Source organism: Virgibacillus aidingensis (assembly GCF_010994035.1).
Classification (GTDB): Bacteria; Bacillota; Bacilli; order Bacillales; family Amphibacillaceae; genus Virgibacillus_N.
In genome coordinates this window covers 48,413-65,439 of the sequence record NZ_WIXN01000002.1, presented here as the reverse complement: position 1 = coordinate 65,439, position 17,027 = coordinate 48,413, and the positions used below count along the sequence as shown (strand labels likewise).

The window sequence follows — 17,027 nt, the reverse complement described above, 5'->3', positions numbered from 1 at the left end:
GGTCCTAAAGCCTAAAACTCCTTAAAACTGCTGCAGAATAGGTAAATAGAAGAGTTCTAAAACCCAATACTCCCATAAATCGCTGCAAAACTGGTCAATAGAAGAGTTCTAAAGCCTAAAACTCCCAAAAACTGCTGCAGGATTGGTCAATAGAAGGGTGCTAAAGCCCAAAACTCCCAAAAACTGCTGCCGAATTGGTAAATAGAAGGGTGCTAAAACCCAAAACTCCCTAAAACTGCTGCAGAACAGGTCAATAGAAGAGTTCTAAAACCCAAAATTCCCAAAAACTGCTGCCGAATTGGTAAATAGAAGGGCGCTAAAACCCAAAACTCCCTAAAACTGCTGCAAAACTGGTCAATAGAAGAGTTCTAAAGCCTAAAACTCCCAAAAACTGCTGTAGAATTGGTCAATAGAAGAGTTCTAAAGCCCAAAACTCCTTAAAACTGCTGCAGAATTGGTAAATAGAAGGGCTCTGAAACCCACAACTCCCAAAAACCGCTGCAGAATTGGTAAATAGAAGAGTTCTAAAGCCCAAAACTCCTTAAAACTGCTGCCGAATTGGTAAATAGAAGGGCTCTAAAACCCAAAACTCCCAAAAACTGCTGCAGAATTGGTCAATAGAAGGGTGCTAAAGCCCAAAACTCCCTAAAACTGTTGCAGAATTGGTAAATAGAAGAGTTCTAAAACCTAAAACTCCCAAAAACTGCTGCAGGATTGGTAAATAGAAGGGTGCTAAAGCCCAAAACTCCCAAAAACTGCTGCAGAATAGGTAAATAGAAGAGTGCTAAAGCCCAAAACTCCCAAAAACTGCTGCAGAATTGGTCAATAGAAGGGCACTAAAAACCAAAACTCCTTAAAACTGCTGCAGAATAGGTAAATAGAAGAGTTCTAAAGCCTAAAACTCCTTAAAACTGCTGCAGAATTGGTAAATAGGAAGGCGCCAAAATCCAAAACTCCCAAAAACTTCCGAAGAACTGGCCAATAGAAGTCCAATAAAGCCTAAAGCTACAAAAAATATCCGCAGAAATGGTTAATAGGAATTCTCTAAAGCCAAAATTCTAACTGCTTGAAGTTCGGGCTCACGTTGTCATTTGAATAAGCATTTTTCATTTTGCCCGCTTCCATAAGTTTGACAAAATCACCTGAAATCCTTTTTTCTTTTATTTTAAGCAGGGTAAAGATAAGGAAATAACCATTAAAAAGATCCCGGGGCAAATTTTCCTATTAATGTATATGCTCTGCCTCATATCCCTTTTCTTCCAAAATGGATATAATATGAGGTTCTTCAATTAAATGCAAACTGCCGACGATGACGAAGTAGGTTAGATCATTATCTTCTTCTAAAAATCCGGCGATTGTTTCTGCCATATCGTAATTGCGGTCATCATTTATTGCTTGCATAAAGGCTTCCTCTTCTTCAGACATTGCTGCATCTTCCACTGTGGTCAGGGTCAGAAGCGCTTCAATATCCCCTTCTGCGTAAACGGAAAGCAATGCCTGCATCTCCTCGTCAAAGTCTTCCAGATCGATAAAAACGTCTTTCAGCATTTCCACCTGATATTCATCTGAAGTATCGGCAAATATGCTGAGCTGCCCTTCCACAGTCTCCAGGTCAATGATGTCTTTGCCGTCTTCGTTTGCCCTGGTTAGGAAATATTCATCCACTCCGTGCAGATAGCCGAGCTGTTCCGTCATAAGCTGCTGAATGGTAGATGATAAAATCCACGGTTTATACATTTCCGCCAGTTCATACGGGAAGCCAAGCTCTTCCAGCCTGGAAACCAATTCTGCGTGTACATCCTCAGGAATATGATCCTCGATGGTTGTTCCATCCTGATAGGTGCCAAGTTCCATCATGACTTCCTGCATTTCAAATGGATTGACGGAGGTCATGTCAATTTCCGGCACAACCACATCTGATGCCGTATAGGCATCTTCAATTTTGGTATGCATCGGGTAAAATTCTTCAGGGCCGACATGTACAGTTCCCTGCAAATAAACAGTTGTTTCTCCGTTTTCCACTTTCCATAAAAAGCCGCCTGGTCCATCATCTCTGCCAACAACTTCAATTTCATCTGATTGATGAACGATAATTCCCTTTTCGGATAATTGATCAAGGATCTCCTGCTGTTCTTCAGAATCAACTGGGTTTCCTTCCACATTCACTTCATTCAGATTTTCCAGCTCCAGCAGCGGAGAGATATCGGCAATTTCATTGTTTTCGAGTGACACTATTTGTAAATTATGCAACATGGCTAAATCACTGATGTCTGATATACCATTGTCCGATAAATCCAGCTCTTCCATTTCGCTGAAATCTTCTTCGTATAAATCTCCATCTTGTTTCCCGATCTCTTGCCGTAATGCTTCTTCAAACTGTTTGTCTCCGATTGTCACTGGATCGCCCGTTTGACAAGCTGCCAGGAGGAGCATTAGTAGAATCAGGGTCAATCCATATTTCACCCGTTTCATTTATAAAACACCTTCTTTACTAAATTCCGGGACAAAGAATATTGCCAATCTGCCCCAATGTGTCAAAGTATGTTAATAATAACATTTTTATGTGATCGGTGTGTATTTTTATTTGGAAAATATAGTGATATAGGTTCGTTTATCGTGTATACTGATTAAAAAAGTTGGTGATGGAAATGTTGAAAAAACCGCAAAAATTGCATCCCGGAGATAAGGTGGCAACAGTAAGTCCTTCTTCAGGAGCAGCCGGCGAGCCGGAATTGCGCTGGCGGTATGATCAGGGTGTCAAAAGACTGGAAGAGGTATTTAGCCTTAAGGTAGTGGCAATGCCAAACAGCCTGAAGGGCGCAGACTATCTTTATGAACATCCGGAAGCAAGGGCTCAGGATTTGATGGATGCTTTTAAAGATGAAAGTATAAAAGGAATCTTTGCGACAATTGGCGGGAATGAAAGTATCCGGCTGCTGCCGCATATTGACTTTGAAGTCATTCGGCAGAATCCAAAGGTATTTATGGGATACTCCGATATAACGATATCCCATCTGTTTTGCCATAAAGCGGGTCTTTCTTCCTTCTACGGTCCTGCGATCATGACAGATTTTGCCGAAAATGTGGAAATGATTCCTTATACAGTGGATATGGTAAAGCGGACGCTGTTTTCAAATGAAGCAATTGGTGAAGTTAAGCCTGCAGAAATGTGGACGAGTGAGTTTCTTGAATGGGCGGAGGAAAACAAAAATAAACAGCGGCAAATGCAGCGGAATTCCGGTTATGAAATATTGCAGGGAAATGGTGCAGTCGAGGGACGTTTAATCGGCGGATGCATCGAAGTACTGGAATTTGCCAAAGGGACCGTGCTGTGGCCGGAAGAAAAGTATTGGGAAAATAGTATATTATTCTTTGAAACTTCTGAGGAAAAACCTGCACCTGGAATGCTGAAGTACTGGCTCAGAAACTATGCAGCACAGGGGATTCTTCAGCAGGCAAATGGAATGGTGTTCGGAAAACCTCAGGACGAGGAGTATTATGAGGAATACAAGGAAGAAATTTTAACGGTCATGAAAGAATACGGCCTTGAAAACTTGCCGATTCTTTATAATGCAAACTTTGGGCATACGGAACCAAAATTCATTTTGCCATATGGGGCATTGGTTGAGATAGACTGTGAGAATGGGAGATTTTCTATTTTGGAAAGCGGTGTGGAATAGATATTTGGGAGGATGGGTTCTACCCTTGGAGTTTCTATGCAAAAGTGGATACTTTCTTCATGAATATTGCAGGGGGCATATACATTGAATTTAAAAGTTGGAGACATTGTCCGGTTTGAACGAACATTTACCAAAAAAGATGTAGAAGTATTTACAAAAATATCCGGAGATGAAGGGGAACATCATAAGCATCCTGATAAATTGGGAAGGCTGGTGGTGCAGGGCCTATTAACAGGTACATTGCCGACAAAGGTGGGCGGAGATTATAATGTGCTGGCCCGAACCATGAATTTTGAGTTTTTAAGACCCGTATTTACCGGAGATAGAATCCATTGTGAAGTCATGATCGAAAAGTTGGAAAAGAAAGATAAACATAAAGTTTCTATTTTAGCTAATTTTGCATGCAAAAACGAGAAAGAGAAACAGGTATTGACCGGATACTTTGCTGGCGTTATTTTAACAGGGGATTAGTACAGTCATGGATAGGAATGAAAATAATGGAAAGACGCTGTTCATTTGGAATGACGTCTTTCTTCATTTTATTCCTGAATATCCGGAATATTTACCATGATTTCTGCCATCGTAAAACTCGTGCAGCGGATGTTTGGGGAAGTGATGGTTTCATCTTGTTGAAAGATATTGAACAGCTCATATTGTCCGTTTTTTAAAACAAATTGCTCTAATACAAAGGAATCCGGGTCAACAATCCAATATTCCGGCACAGCATAGTTTTCGTATGTTTTCCGTTTGTCAATTTTATCCCGTTTTAACGTTGAGGGGGATAGGATTTCAACGACAAGGTCAGGTGCACCAGTTATCCCTCGCTTTTTAATTATACCTTTTCTGTCACGGTGAATGAGAACAACGTCCGGCTGTCTTACTTCTTCTTCTGATAGGATAACATCTATAGGGGCATGTAATATGAAGTACGCGTCTTCACAGCTTTTTGTTAAACATTTTTGGATTTCAAAGTTTATCATTTGGTGAATAGAGGATGGGGCAGGACTCATGAGTTCTAATTGACCTTGTACCAATTCATAACGGTTGCCGTCATCAATCGCTGCATAGTCATCATAGGTAAGGGAATTCTCTTTTATCTTATCACTTTTTTTTGATTTATCATTGCTATTCATTTGATTTCACCTCTTTCTATCATTTCATTCATTATACCATAGCTTAGGAAATGCTTTTATCAAATGGGAAGATAAATATAGGCAGGAAATCAGGCGTTCTTTTTTGACACAAATGAACACCTATGATAAACTGAATTCATAATATCGTAATTAAAATTAAACAGCTTGCTAAATATACAAAACTGGAGGATTTCATATGAATGGATTAAAAGGAATACATCACGTTACTGCCATCACAAGCAGTGCAGAGAAGAACTATGAATTTTTCACTTATGTACTTGGGATGCGTCTGGTAAAGAAAACAGTAAATCAGGACGATATCCAGACTTATCATTTATTTTTTGCCGATGATACAGGAAGCCCTGGAACAGATATGACATTTTTTGACTTTCCCGGCATTCCGAAAGGCACTCATGGAACAAATGAAATTTTTAAAACCTCCTTCCGGGTACCGAGCGATGCTGCCATTGATTATTGGGTGAAGCGTTTTGACAGACTGGGAGTAAAGCATACCGGTGTAAAAGAGCAATTCGGGAAAAAGACACTTTCCTTCGTGGATTTTGATGATCAGCAGTATCAATTGATTTCTGATGAAAATAATGAAGGTGTCGCATCAGGTACACCTTGGCAGGATGGACCAATCCCGCTTGCATACGCGATAACCGGGCTCGGACCGCTGTTTGTGCGCACGTCCGATATAGATTATTTTAAACAGATGATGGAAAAAGTACTCCAATTTAAAGAAATAGATCAGGACGGCTCTTTCCATTTATTTGAAGTAGGAGAAGGCGGAAACGGCGCACAAGTGATTGTGGAATACAATGCCGTACTGCCAAATGCCATGCAAGGGTTTGGAACAGTGCACCATGCAGCATTTCGTGTGGAGGATCGCTCTGTACTGGAGGAATGGCAAAAACACTTGGAGGGAATTGGATTCCAGACTTCCGGCTTTGTTGACCGTTTCTTCTTCGGTTCACTCTATTCGAGAGTAGCGCCACAAATATTATTTGAATTTGCTACAGATGGTCCTGGATTTATGGGGGATGAGCCATATGAAACACTTGGGGAAAAACTGTCTCTGCCTCCATTTCTGGAACCTAAACGGGAACAGATAGAAAAAATGGTGCGTCCAATTGATACGGTCAGAAGCACAAAGGATATTCAAAAAGAGTATGAGGAATAACTGATAAAAAACCGGCGGATCATGAAGGGTCGCCGGTTTTTTTAGTTGACTAAGAATCCTAATAAAATACTAATCAATCCTGAAGCCTTCTATAATTCTTCGCCCTCAGGTATTTCAATATGCAGTCGCCTTTGCTCCGTCCCATCAAGACTCACTTCCCAGTACTGGTAATCCGACTCCCTTTGGGCAAATTGTTTATCCACCGTTACAATCAGCCTATCGCTGTGATGAAAAAATACCGGTTCGGTCACATGCTCCTGAAAATTGGTAATCTGCTCGGCCTCGTAATTATCCAGGTCCATACGAAAGCCTTCATATATAAATGTTCCATTTTCATCTTTAGAAGCAACATCCGAGAAAATAACCTGCTCTCCGTCCGATGACAGAGCCGGTGAAGAAAGGATTGGCGCCTCTGAAGCAACATCAAAAATGGGCACGGGAGATGTTTCCCGGTTATTTTCCATAGACATAAAGATAATCCGGTCGCTGTCTTCATAACTCCGGTACATCAGCTCTTCACCATCCGGTGTGACAGCCAGGGAAGACATGTCATAAGCCTTTTTATTTGTGACCTGTTCGGTTTCATATGTATGCAAATCCATCCTGTGAATATCAAAATCATGCGGTCTTTCCCTTGCTATATCGGAGTAGTTTTGAAAAACTCCGGCCTGCAGAAAATATAAAGATCCGCCATCAGGGGAGAACACGGCTTCCGTAATCAAGTTATAGCCGGATGTCAGTGCTCTCTTTTCTCCGGAGGCAGCTCCCATTAACATTAATTCCCCATATGGCTGCTCCTCCTCCTGCCATTGTTTAATAAAAACAATCATGTCCCCATCCGGTGAAAATGCCGGATTGACGTAGGATGTCCCTTCCTCCGGCTGAGCAAGCAGTGTTGCTTCCCCGCCGTCAACGGGAACTGCGTATAATGACGCGTCCCCGTCATGATAGTAGGAAAACACGAGTGTCTCATCATCCGGGGAAATCGCCGTTGTTTCCCCGTAGCCCGTAAATCCTTTCGGCACATCTGCAAACAAAGTGACACTCCATAATAACAGAAATAAAATCAGCATGCCGGAAATAAAAAGTATATTTTTCATTTTTAAAGTCATGTTAAATCCTCCTGTCAACTCAGCGCTCTAAACAATCACAAGGATGGCATAGGGAACGGCAACCGCCAGTGCCGAAAACAGCAGCCCGGTAAGAATAGAAACAACTGGCTTTCTGGCAATAAATTTCATTTGATACTTATAAAACACAAACCAGACAAGGATCGGAATAAATGCATAAAGGGCCATCATCGACCAGCCTGTAAAAAGCAAAAGTCCCCAAAGGAAGAACAAAGCAATGGCGATCACTGCCATGCCAAACACCAAATTCAGTGTATAGCCTATTTTAATTTCCCATCTCTTTCTTGCGTCCTCGTTCGGAGCGGCTGAAGAAAAATACGAATTTCTAAATAGGAATACAAGCTGAAAACCAATAAGCAGGATTAAATAGACAAGAAACAAGAAAACTTGATTCATTGGCATTCCTTGAATAAAAAGATATGTAATGGCATGCCAAATAAGATGAAGCATCCCCATCACATGCAGGAAATAGGGATGTTTTCCGATAAAAGCAATATTAATGGCGGCCAATGTGATAAAGGCACCCGCTGTCAGCTGAATGGCCAGCCAGCCTATAGAAGGTTCCTGTAAAACATATAAAGTATATAAATGAAACAGCACGCCAAATAACAGGCTGGCAATTCCAATGATATATAATAATCCGCGCTGCCATGGGTACATGGATTCCTGCAAACCGCGGCCAATTAATTTTGATCCGCCAAATTGAACTATTGCCAGCTTTTCTGCCTTCGTTTCCGATTCACCCTGTGCGATATAAGACTGTTTCAGCTCCTGCAAGTGAGTCAGCAGTTCTTCCTCCAATTCTTCCCGTTCTTCAGCAGCGCATTGGGTTTCCTGGAGCACTTGCTGAATATGCTTTTCCATCCGGTTCATGATAAATCCCCCGACGTTTTTTGGATGAGACTGTTCACTTTTTTCCATTCGCTGATCTTTGTTTCCAGCACCGTTTCTCCATCAGCGTTGATTCGATAGTATTTTCTTCTGCCATGTTCCGTCTCCGACCAGTAGGAATGAAGCCACCCTTTTTTCTCCATTCTTTTTAGAGCGGGATACATCGTCCCTTCACTCATATTGTAAAGCGCTCCGCTTTTTTCTTTTAAAACCTTTACCATTTCATACCCGTACATATCTTTTTGGTTAAGTAAGTTCAGCAATAAAATATCGATGCTTCCTTTCATTATTTCACGGTCCATTCCTTTATCCCTCCTCGGAAAAAGTGTAACACGATGTGCATCGTATTACAAGGTATATTAATAAAAAAATGCTGCACGCCCAATTGTGCTAAAATCGGTAAATGAGAATTCTCTCATCCGGATTCCAATGGTAATCGTGCAGTTTAATTTCTTTTACAAGTTCAAATACAGTATGATTTTCCAAATAAAAAATATAATCCCCATTCGGATAATAAAGAACAAGATCGACAGTGCGTTTATGCTTTTCCACCGATTGCAGGATACGATTCACCACTTTACGAAAAATCTCAGTGGAAAATGGATTAAAGAAATAAAAACAGTTATCCTGAGGCTGAATGATATATTCTTCGGCAAGACAGGGGAGGAATTCGATGGTATTCTCTTTTTCCTGTATGAAACGCTGGTAGTTGTTCAGGTTAACCAGTGATTTTTCCATCATAGCCTCATCCATTTCCACCCCGATGACGGAAGCAGGATGGAAATAATGGATGTAAAAAGGGAGCCGGCCTTTGCCGGCACCAAAATCGACTACACGATCATTTGCCCGCAGCTCGTAGTTTTTTGATAATGTTTCCAAGGTGCTGTAAGGTGTCGGTTCATATGGATTATAATGAAAGGAATCCGGGTATTTCACCTTTCTGTCCTTTCCAGTTTTAATATGCAGCAATTTATCATATTGGTATTCCTTCAACCCTATAACCTTCTTTCTTATAGTGGGAAAAAAATCGGTATGACAATCATCATAACAATAAACATTACTGCCTGCAGCGGCACTCCAATTTTAATGAAGTCAAAGAATTTATAACCTCCCGCGGTCATCACCATGGCATTGGTAGGGGAGGAGACCGGCGTAGCAAAGGCCATGTTCGCAGCAACTGCCAGGGCAATCATAAACGTATATGGATTGGCGTCCATGCTAAGTGCTGCACTTAATGCAATTGGTGCAAATAATACAGCTGTTGCGGTGTTGCTGATAAATTGCCCGAAAACCATGGTAAGCAGGTATATGCCTGCCAGCACGCCGACAGCACCAAAACCGCCGAGCATTTGAATGATTGCATCGGATAAAAGCACCATTCCGCCCGTTTTTTCCAAAGCCGTTGCCATAGGCAGCATGGCTGCAATTAATACAATACTTTCCCAGTTTAATTCACTGTAGGCATCATTCATATTGCGCAGACAGCCGGTAAGAACCATGAGAGAGGCACCGATCAGGACGGATATAACCGGTGCAAATATCTCGAAAACCATAAATATAACCATTAAAATCATGATCCCTGCCGCGATCGGAGCTTTTCCGGAGGCCGCGGCTTTTCCGGCAGAGCTTTCCGGCTGTCCGATAACGACAACATCACTCGCTTCCCTGGACAGCAGTTCAATGTCCTCCCAGGCACCTTGGACAAGCAAGGCATCCCCGAAGCGGAGACGTTCATTGGACATCCTGTCAAGCACATAGTCCCCTTTGCGGTTAATGCCCATCACGTTCAGGTTATATTTTTCACGAAACCCGATTTTTTTAATGGTTTTATTAATAAAAGATGAATGGGGAGTCAGCAGTACTTCCGCCATCCCAAGCTGTTTAGAAACAAGATCTTCCGCCTCATGTTCTTCCGCTTCCAGTATCAGACCGTAATCTTCTTTTAATTTTTCTAATTTTTCTTTAGCACCTTTAATCGATAGAATATCATGCGCCTGCACAGTGCTTGTCGGCCCTGCCATCTCCTGGTACCTCATAGGCAGGATATTTATTCCCTCTGTAGAATTCCGTTCCATTTTTAATACGTAAAGCTGATAATTGGCAGGCAGCTTCAAATCTGCCAGCGCCTTACCGACCATGGGAGATGCTGAAGGAACACGGACTCTGAACAGCGTTTCCCCTAGTTCGTAGTCTGCAGTCAGCTGTTCTGGTGAAAGTTCATAATCCCCGGCATTGCCAGCCCTTCCTTTAATGTCGGGAAGCAAAAAGTTTCTCGTTAAATATAGAAATATAACGCCTGTAATTAATGCAATAATGCCGATAGGGGTAATTTGAAAAAAGCCAAGTCTGTCAAAGCCGTTTTCTCCAAGTGTCTGGCTGGCAATCAGATTGGGCGGTGAGGCAATCAGTGTCAATAGACCCGACAGGCTTCCTGCAAAAGATAAAGGGATGAGATATTTGGAAGGACTGCTTTTTATGCTGAGAGCTATACTGATCACGACAGGGAGCATGAGTGCCACTGTTCCGGTATTGCTCATAAATGCGCCCACTCCGCCGACAATAAACAGCAGCATGAAAAACAGGTTTCGCTCACTGCCCCTGGACCAGCGCAAAAGCAGATCGCCTGCCATTTGAGCAAGCCCCGTACGCATCAGTCCTGCACCGACTACAAACAGGCCGGCAATCATAATCACGACATTATTGGAAAAACCGGCCAATGCCTCAGCAGGCTCCAGAATGCCTGTAATAACCAAGGCCAATAGGGCCAGCACGGCAACCAGATCAGAACGCCATTTATTTGTCATAAATAAAATGATGGTGATCCCCAAAATAATAAACGTCAATGTTAATTGCATAATCAGACCCCTTATACCTGGTTTGTAGGGACACAGGGACAGGTCAGCTGTCCCACTTTTCATCCAAGGTGGAGTTGATCCCGACTTTCTGAACATTTCACTGCTGGAAATGCTGATAAGTTAGAATCTTCGCTGATAAATCTCCATAAACGGTAATATTCAATTAAGCGCTGATAAAATAACAAGCAGCTTCCTACCCGAAAAATATTGTTATTAACAGTTATATTAAGGTACTTGTCCCATCTCTTACCCTAATACGAATATACCCATTAAGGAGTAGATAATAATCGTAGAAAAAACGACAGTCATGTAAATAAGGGAAAAAACAAACAGCGTTTTAGCCCATTTTTCAGCATCTTTCTTTTTGCGATATCCGTATATGCTTAAAATTAGCCAGACTATACCCATCAGGAGTGCTACAAGCATAAGACCAAGACTAAGAGAACCAAGCAGAAAGCTGGTAGCAATCAGCAGCACTAAATAAACATTTGTCTGGATATATGTTCTTCTGATTCCCTTGACTACCGGCAGCATCGGAACTTTTGCCGCTTTATATTCTTCATGTTTTCGGATGGCAATCGCATAAAAATGCGGCATTTGCCAGATGATTAAGATGATAAAGAGCCCAAGAGCGGCAGGATGAGTGATGTCCGGGTGAATTGCCGCCCATCCGATCAAGGGTGGTGTCGCACCGGAAAGACTGCCGATTTCCGTATTGTACACAGTCCGGCGCTTACTCCACATGGTGTATGGGACAACGTACAGAAAGAAACCCAAAAGCCCTATTAAAGCAGCCATCGGGGTTGTCATTAAAAGTGCTCCCCATCCAGCGACCATCATAGCAATAACCATCCACAGGACAGCTTTAGGTTTGATCACACCAGTTACAGTCGGCCTGATTTTTGTCCTTTCCATAATCGCATCAATATCACGGTCATATAAATTATTAAAGGCGCCCGCTGCCCCTATAATTAGAGCTGTCCCGAGAATGGCAAAAAATATTTCGGTCAGCCGGTCAAACGGATGGATCTCATAAGTGTATAATGCCAGCGTTAATCCGGCAATCATGGGTATCAGATTGGATTTAATGATGCCTGTCTTGACAGTTGCAGCGAAAACCTCTGATAAAGGCGTTTTTGCAGTAGTTTCGTTAATACCTATTTCTTTTTTCATAAGATATCTCTATTCCTTTTCTGTAATAATAATAATGTTTACCTTTTAGTATATCACGTAAACAGGTTGCAATCTTGCTGTAAAGCAACTTTTCTATGAATATCCATTTTTGGCTGTCCGGGATCGCTAACCGCTAGCCCCAGTAAAAAATTTTATTCTTCCAAAAAAAGCTCGAATAATGCTGCAGGCAGCAGGATGGACAAATTAAAAATAAAACCATATTGCAATTTTTGGCAATATAGCTGTTATTCATGTTCATTTTCAACTAAAGCGGCAAGCATTTCTATAAGATTCGAATCATTGACGACTTTATAATTATTGAGGTATTTATCATTTAAATTAAAATAGAAGCTTTCTGTTCTTAATAAACCCTCTTCCTCTTCATTTGTTGTGGTAATGCGCACCCTGTAATCCGGATTTTCAATATAATGATGATCCCTGTCTTTTTTTAGCTCCAGCTCGGAAAACGCTTGTATAATCTCATTCATTATTTTTTCCTCTTCAATCTCAATATCTTCTTCAGGGTCAAATCTGCGTTCATCGGGAAGGTAAGCAGTTGAAACCGTAATACTTCTGATAACGCTGTCTTTGTTCAGATGATCAGAATAAAGGTCGATGAATGTTGTATAATGGGAGCGGTCTATTATATAAGCAGTACCTATGACCAAAAAAGCCGCAATGGCAAAAGCAGTTATTTTTTTCTTGAAAAATAGCCGCAGAATGGCTGTTACTGTAATAACTGCCGAAATAATTACCATTATATCCAATAAAAAGTCCATGAAGACGTACGCCCCTTTGAAAGCTAATTTGATGTAAACTTATCATATATGCTGTTGTATATCCAGGAGGTACAGGAAGAATTTTTATCTTATAAAATAACTCGCGAATGAGGTTACAAAATAAAGGATTAACTTCCAAATGATGCTGGTCAATAATTATTATTCTATTAAAATATACCAGTGTTACATTTTTTTGCTGCTCTCTTTAAAATTGCCTGTATATGTTAAACTGGAAGTTAAAAAGGAATAGAGGTGATATGATGAATTGCTTTACAGCTATGAATGAAAAAATAGGTTCCTCCCGTATACAGCTTTTTTTCATGGAAACCTTTCATTTCTTGACTCTTAAAAAATTCTTTTGGGTGGAAAAAGAAATTTCAAAGCTGCGTTCAGATTTGGAAGAGTTGAAAAATAGAACGGTTTATTAATCTTCCAAAATCACAGTAAGCTGCAGCCAATATATGGATGAAAAAGGAAGGATTTTTATTAAAAAATTTTTGCTTTTATGTAAGCGTTTATTATCGAGGCAATATGATATCCTGATTCTGACCATGGCGCTGATTTTCTTTGCATCCTTTTTTGAAGTTGAAAGCAGTTTCCCGGCAGATCGCGGCATATATTGGCAAATCATTTTCTGTCTCATATAACAGTTATTTCGCTCTTTTGGCGGGAGTATGCGATTGGAAGGAAGTTTGGCAATATCAAAGTTAAAACACTAAATGGCGAACGTTTAATATTTAAAATTATGTTTACAAGAGAATTGGCAGGATTTTATCTTAGAGGTATTTTCAGTGTGGGGATCGCGTTTATGATAAGTATGATTATGATAGCTGTTAGAGAGGATGGAAGGGGAATTCAAAATCTCATCGGAGGAACTTATGTCGCGGAAGGTAATCAATATGAGTTACGGGGCCTGACCCGTAAGAAAATAGGTCAGCCCCTGCTATACTAGACACTGCTCCGATGATTTACTTCTGCAGCTGCCCGAATCCCGGATTCAACCGCTCCTTCTGCCCATCCGTGAAACCAGGAGGTATGTTCTCCGGCAAAATGAATCCTCCCCTCAGGCTGTTGGATATAGTCCCCAAAATCCGTCTCCTGCCCGGGTGTAAATAAAGTGAGGCAGCCGCCTGCATACGGGTTGCGCGTCCAATTCAGGGAATAGCCTTGTATGTATTCATCGTATACGATATTTCCATAAATTTTGACCAGGTCCCTTAATACATGATCGATCATCCTGTCCTCTGGAACTGTGTGCCACAACTGTGCATTTTTCCCCCATGTATAGCTTGCCAGCAGCACACCGCTTATATTGTCGGTTGAGGCAGGAGCCGGTATGTATGTTGATCGTATAGGTAAAGAAGATGTAATATGCCCCATCTGCATCTGTTCCCAAAAGCGGGTTTTAAACTCGATCCCAATTTTGACTGCCGGAATATTTTTCAGCTCTCGTATCGCCTGGTGTTTTTTATGAGATACAGAGTGGTAAGGAAATATATTGACCAGCTGAAAGATGGAAAAAGGAATGGTAGTAATCGCAAAATCTGCAGAAAATATATTCTTCTTTCCCGAAGCCATACTCTTCGTTTGTATTTTTATTCCCTCTTCCCCTTGTATAATCATTTCGACCTTCTCTTCAAAAGTTATCGTATCAGAAAGGACGGGAAAAAAAGACAGTGGCAGACGATCATTTCCACCCGGAATGTAGTTAAAATCATGGAGGTTGAGTGATATAGGCATAATCAGATTTGTGAAAAAATCTGTAAATGCGTATTCGGCCAATCCTTCTATCCCCAGGAGCACGGATATTTTATTGACTGCTTCAGGAGATAGAGAAGGACCGATCGGATTATTGCGCAAAAATTGCGTGACAGAATAAAGGGAATACCGCTTTTTAATTTGCTGCTGCTCTTCTACTGTACTATTCATAAATAAATCCATCATTGGATGCACAGCATTTAATAATAACTCTATAGCTGTTAATCCTCTTTCGGAAGGTTTTAGCGGAAATCCAAGTATATGGGGGTTTTCTTCATAATAGGAGTATTTAACACGCTTGTTATTCATAAAAATAACATCATGAGGAGTAATATTCATGAATCTTTGCAATGGAAGATTGGCTTTCCGGATATATTCTAATAATAAAACATGATTAGCGGGAAACCGCATGGCTCCGGCTTCCATATAGTTTCCGGGAATAAATGGGTCTCTGACGGTATATATCCTGCCCCCAATCCGATTATTAGCCTCAATAATGCTTACATGATGCCCGGCATCTCGTAATAATGACGCAGCAGTCAATCCAGCCATGCCTGCTCCTATAATAATTATTTTTTTTGGTGCAGATGTTTGCTCAAGTCCATTTCGTATGATGGAGAGATAATCACGCGGGTACTCCAGGCTTGTCATTGGAGCTTGGTTATTCAATTGCTTCTCCTCCTTTTTAAAAGATGTATGTTTCAAAAAACTGGTATATGTATTACTGTCCGTCCCTTTTTAGCAGATGGGGCTTCCTGCATGGAGGGCTGACAAGGCATATATTCTAAGAGGTTATCAAACTTCCAGCAGTGTAAATACCATTTTTTCGCCAACCGAACAATTCATGAAAAACAATACGCCGGCATAGAGTAGCATTAGAATGACGAGGGGAGTGGATGAATTGGATCATAAAGCACAAATTAAGGTGAATGACAACGGGTCACTGCGAATTACCGGAGATGTGGAACTGGTGGACAAAGAGGGAAATAGCTATCAAACGAAAAAAAGCTTCTCCCTCTGCAGGTGCGGAAATTCTTCAAACAAGCCATTTTGTGACGGAACACACAGGAAAATAGGGTTTGAAAGTAAACCGAGAGCAAAATGAAAATATATAGTCAGATGGTGTTTTCCCTGGACTATGTCCATGTACCACTTTTATATTATCTATGAAAAAACAGCCATAGATGCATGATGCATCCCTGGCTGCTTTCATTATAATTAAAGGTTCTCCTGAACGATAAATGCATCAGAAATGCCTGCTGACTTTACTTCATTTAGCCGTGCCTCTGCATTACTCCTGCTGGAAAAGGCACCTGACTGTACACGGAACCACTGTTGGCCGGAGACAGTAATCGTACTTACGAAGGAATCAATGCCCTGGGAAGATAGAAAACTCACACGTGCATCGGCGTTTTCCCTTGTCTGGAAGGAACCTGCAATGACCCTGTAGATCACATCGCTTCCGCCTCCATTACCCTGCAGGTTAAATGCCCTTGCCAAGCCATTTACATGCCCTTGGGCAACCCGCTGTCTCCAGGATGGATCAGCCATTAACGCGGCATCACTCGCATTATCTATAAATCCATTTTCCGTTAGGAGTGCCGGCATTCTTGATTCGCGCAAAACGTGAAAATTTGCCCGTTTTTTCCCACGGTTGGATAGCTGGTTTACTTTTGTGATTTCGTCATGCATGATGTTCTGATAGACTGCCGTTTGAGAAGATCCGGATAAACTGCTGTGGATATAATCCTCATAGCCCCGTGCAGATCCATTAAAAGCATTACAATGGATAGACAGAAAATAATCTGCGCCCCATGCATTTGCTTCATTCGTCCGCTGATCGAGTGTTCTGGCAACATCGGAGGTGCGGCTCATATTTACTTCCACATTTTGATAATTATTTTGCAGCAGGGTGCGGATGCGCAGGGCAATATCCAGGTTAATATTTTTTTCCAATAATCCATTGCCCGTAGCTCCTGAATCATTTCCGCCATGACCTGGATCTAAATACAGCTTCATACATAATACCTCCATTTGATTTTAATTTTTACAGTACAAAATATGACTGCCGGCAAATTTGTATTGGACAAACTGCTTATTTTGTCGGAAATTCCATATCTATCACCACCTGCCTTTCACCCCTATAATCGAAGGATGCCGGAAGGAGGTGGCATGGAAAAGGAGAGCCCCAAAGGCTTTTCCTTAAGTATGAGATCGCTGCCTGAATAAAGCCGATAAGTGGAACCGGAAGCGGGCTGGAAAATTACCCTAAGTAATGTTCTATCTTCAATCCCTGTTCAGAAGATAGTATAGATTACTGGGTTCTCTTCGTCGGATGTGAATATAGATCCTGCATTTCTCGACATAACCCGGCCTTTTCCTCAACAGGAAGCACCCAGTTATAGCCCGAGTGTGCTAAAATATAAAATAAAATACGGGAGGGAT

At 41.4% G+C, this 17,027-nt stretch carries 16 protein-coding genes; 5 read left to right on the top strand and 11 right to left on the bottom strand.

All coding sequences use genetic code 11. The features are described from left to right. Positions 1-1,224: 1,224 nt before the first annotated feature. A complete protein-coding gene (locus tag GHD25_RS20120) occupies positions 1,225-2,472 on the bottom strand; it encodes a TraB/GumN family protein (protein ID WP_164214721.1) in 1,248 nt (415 codons plus the stop codon). A gap of 176 nt (positions 2,473-2,648) precedes the next feature. On the opposite strand from GHD25_RS20120, the gene GHD25_RS02210 reads away from it, so the two are divergent. Continuing rightward, complete coding sequence (locus GHD25_RS02210; RefSeq protein ID WP_164214886.1) at positions 2,649-3,680, top strand: S66 family peptidase; 1,032 nt, start codon at positions 2,649-2,651, stop codon at positions 3,678-3,680. 84 nt (positions 3,681-3,764) lie between these two features. Beyond that, a complete protein-coding gene (locus tag GHD25_RS02205) occupies positions 3,765-4,151 on the top strand; it encodes a hotdog domain-containing protein (RefSeq protein ID WP_164214720.1) in 387 nt (128 codons plus the stop codon). Positions 4,152-4,219: 68 nt separating this feature from the next. On the opposite strand, the gene GHD25_RS02200 is transcribed toward GHD25_RS02205, so the two are convergent. Then, entirely contained in the window at positions 4,220-4,813 is a 594-nt protein-coding gene (locus GHD25_RS02200) for a Uma2 family endonuclease (protein WP_164214719.1), read from the bottom strand. A gap of 196 nt (positions 4,814-5,009) precedes the next feature. Between GHD25_RS02200 and GHD25_RS02195 the strand changes: the two genes are divergently transcribed. Further along, on the top strand, positions 5,010-5,996 hold the full coding sequence (locus GHD25_RS02195) for a ring-cleaving dioxygenase (RefSeq protein WP_164214718.1): 987 nt from the start codon (positions 5,010-5,012) through the stop codon (positions 5,994-5,996). Positions 5,997-6,085: 89 nt separating this feature from the next. Here GHD25_RS02195 and GHD25_RS02190 read toward each other — a convergent pair whose 3' ends face one another. The 7 genes from GHD25_RS02190 to GHD25_RS02160 all read right to left on the bottom strand — a co-directional run bounded on the left by GHD25_RS02190 (position 6,086) and on the right by GHD25_RS02160 (position 12,824). After that, positions 6,086-7,108, bottom strand: coding sequence for a TolB family protein (locus GHD25_RS02190; protein WP_164214717.1), 1,023 nt, complete (start codon positions 7,106-7,108; stop codon positions 6,086-6,088). A 27-nt stretch (positions 7,109-7,135) separates the two neighbouring features. Further along, positions 7,136-8,047 (bottom strand): permease prefix domain 1-containing protein, encoded by a 912-nt coding sequence (locus GHD25_RS02185; RefSeq protein ID WP_164214716.1) that lies wholly within the window; start codon positions 8,045-8,047, stop codon positions 7,136-7,138. After that, positions 7,996-8,319 (bottom strand): PadR family transcriptional regulator, encoded by a 324-nt coding sequence (locus tag GHD25_RS02180; protein ID WP_164214715.1) that lies wholly within the window; start codon positions 8,317-8,319, stop codon positions 7,996-7,998. Before GHD25_RS02180 ends, GHD25_RS02185 begins: the two co-directional genes overlap by 52 nt. A gap of 88 nt (positions 8,320-8,407) precedes the next feature. Further along, positions 8,408-9,010 carry a class I SAM-dependent methyltransferase gene (locus GHD25_RS02175; protein ID WP_164214714.1) on the bottom strand — a complete coding sequence of 201 codons (603 nt, stop codon included), beginning with the start codon at positions 9,008-9,010 and terminating at the stop codon, positions 8,408-8,410. Positions 9,011-9,027: 17 nt separating this feature from the next. Further along, positions 9,028-10,872 (bottom strand): SLC13 family permease, encoded by a 1,845-nt coding sequence (locus GHD25_RS02170; protein WP_164214713.1) that lies wholly within the window; start codon positions 10,870-10,872, stop codon positions 9,028-9,030. A 246-nt stretch (positions 10,873-11,118) separates the two neighbouring features. Continuing rightward, positions 11,119-12,045, bottom strand: a complete 927-nt coding sequence (gene cyoE / locus GHD25_RS02165; RefSeq protein WP_164214712.1) for a heme o synthase — start codon at positions 12,043-12,045, stop codon at positions 11,119-11,121. 245 nt (positions 12,046-12,290) lie between these two features. After that, positions 12,291-12,824: a hypothetical protein gene (locus GHD25_RS02160; RefSeq protein WP_164214711.1), complete on the bottom strand. Its 534-nt coding sequence runs from the start codon at positions 12,822-12,824 to the stop codon at positions 12,291-12,293. A gap of 619 nt (positions 12,825-13,443) precedes the next feature. On the opposite strand from GHD25_RS02160, the gene GHD25_RS02155 reads away from it, so the two are divergent. Beyond that, entirely contained in the window at positions 13,444-13,776 is a 333-nt protein-coding gene (locus tag GHD25_RS02155) for an RDD family protein (RefSeq protein WP_164214710.1), read from the top strand. Here the strand turns inward: GHD25_RS02155 and GHD25_RS02150 are convergent. Further along, positions 13,773-15,251, bottom strand: coding sequence for a flavin monoamine oxidase family protein (locus tag GHD25_RS02150; protein WP_240452187.1), 1,479 nt, complete (start codon positions 15,249-15,251; stop codon positions 13,773-13,775). The genes GHD25_RS02155 and GHD25_RS02150 overlap by 4 nt on opposite strands. A 232-nt stretch (positions 15,252-15,483) precedes the next feature. On the opposite strand from GHD25_RS02150, the gene GHD25_RS02145 reads away from it, so the two are divergent. Beyond that, positions 15,484-15,687 (top strand): CDGSH iron-sulfur domain-containing protein, encoded by a 204-nt coding sequence (locus GHD25_RS02145; RefSeq protein WP_462943514.1) that lies wholly within the window; start codon positions 15,484-15,486, stop codon positions 15,685-15,687. Positions 15,688-15,800: 113 nt separating this feature from the next. Here GHD25_RS02145 and GHD25_RS02140 read toward each other — a convergent pair whose 3' ends face one another. Beyond that, positions 15,801-16,601 carry an N-acetylmuramoyl-L-alanine amidase gene (locus GHD25_RS02140; RefSeq protein ID WP_164214708.1) on the bottom strand — a complete coding sequence of 267 codons (801 nt, stop codon included), beginning with the start codon at positions 16,599-16,601 and terminating at the stop codon, positions 15,801-15,803. Positions 16,602-17,027: the final 426 nt, after the last annotated feature.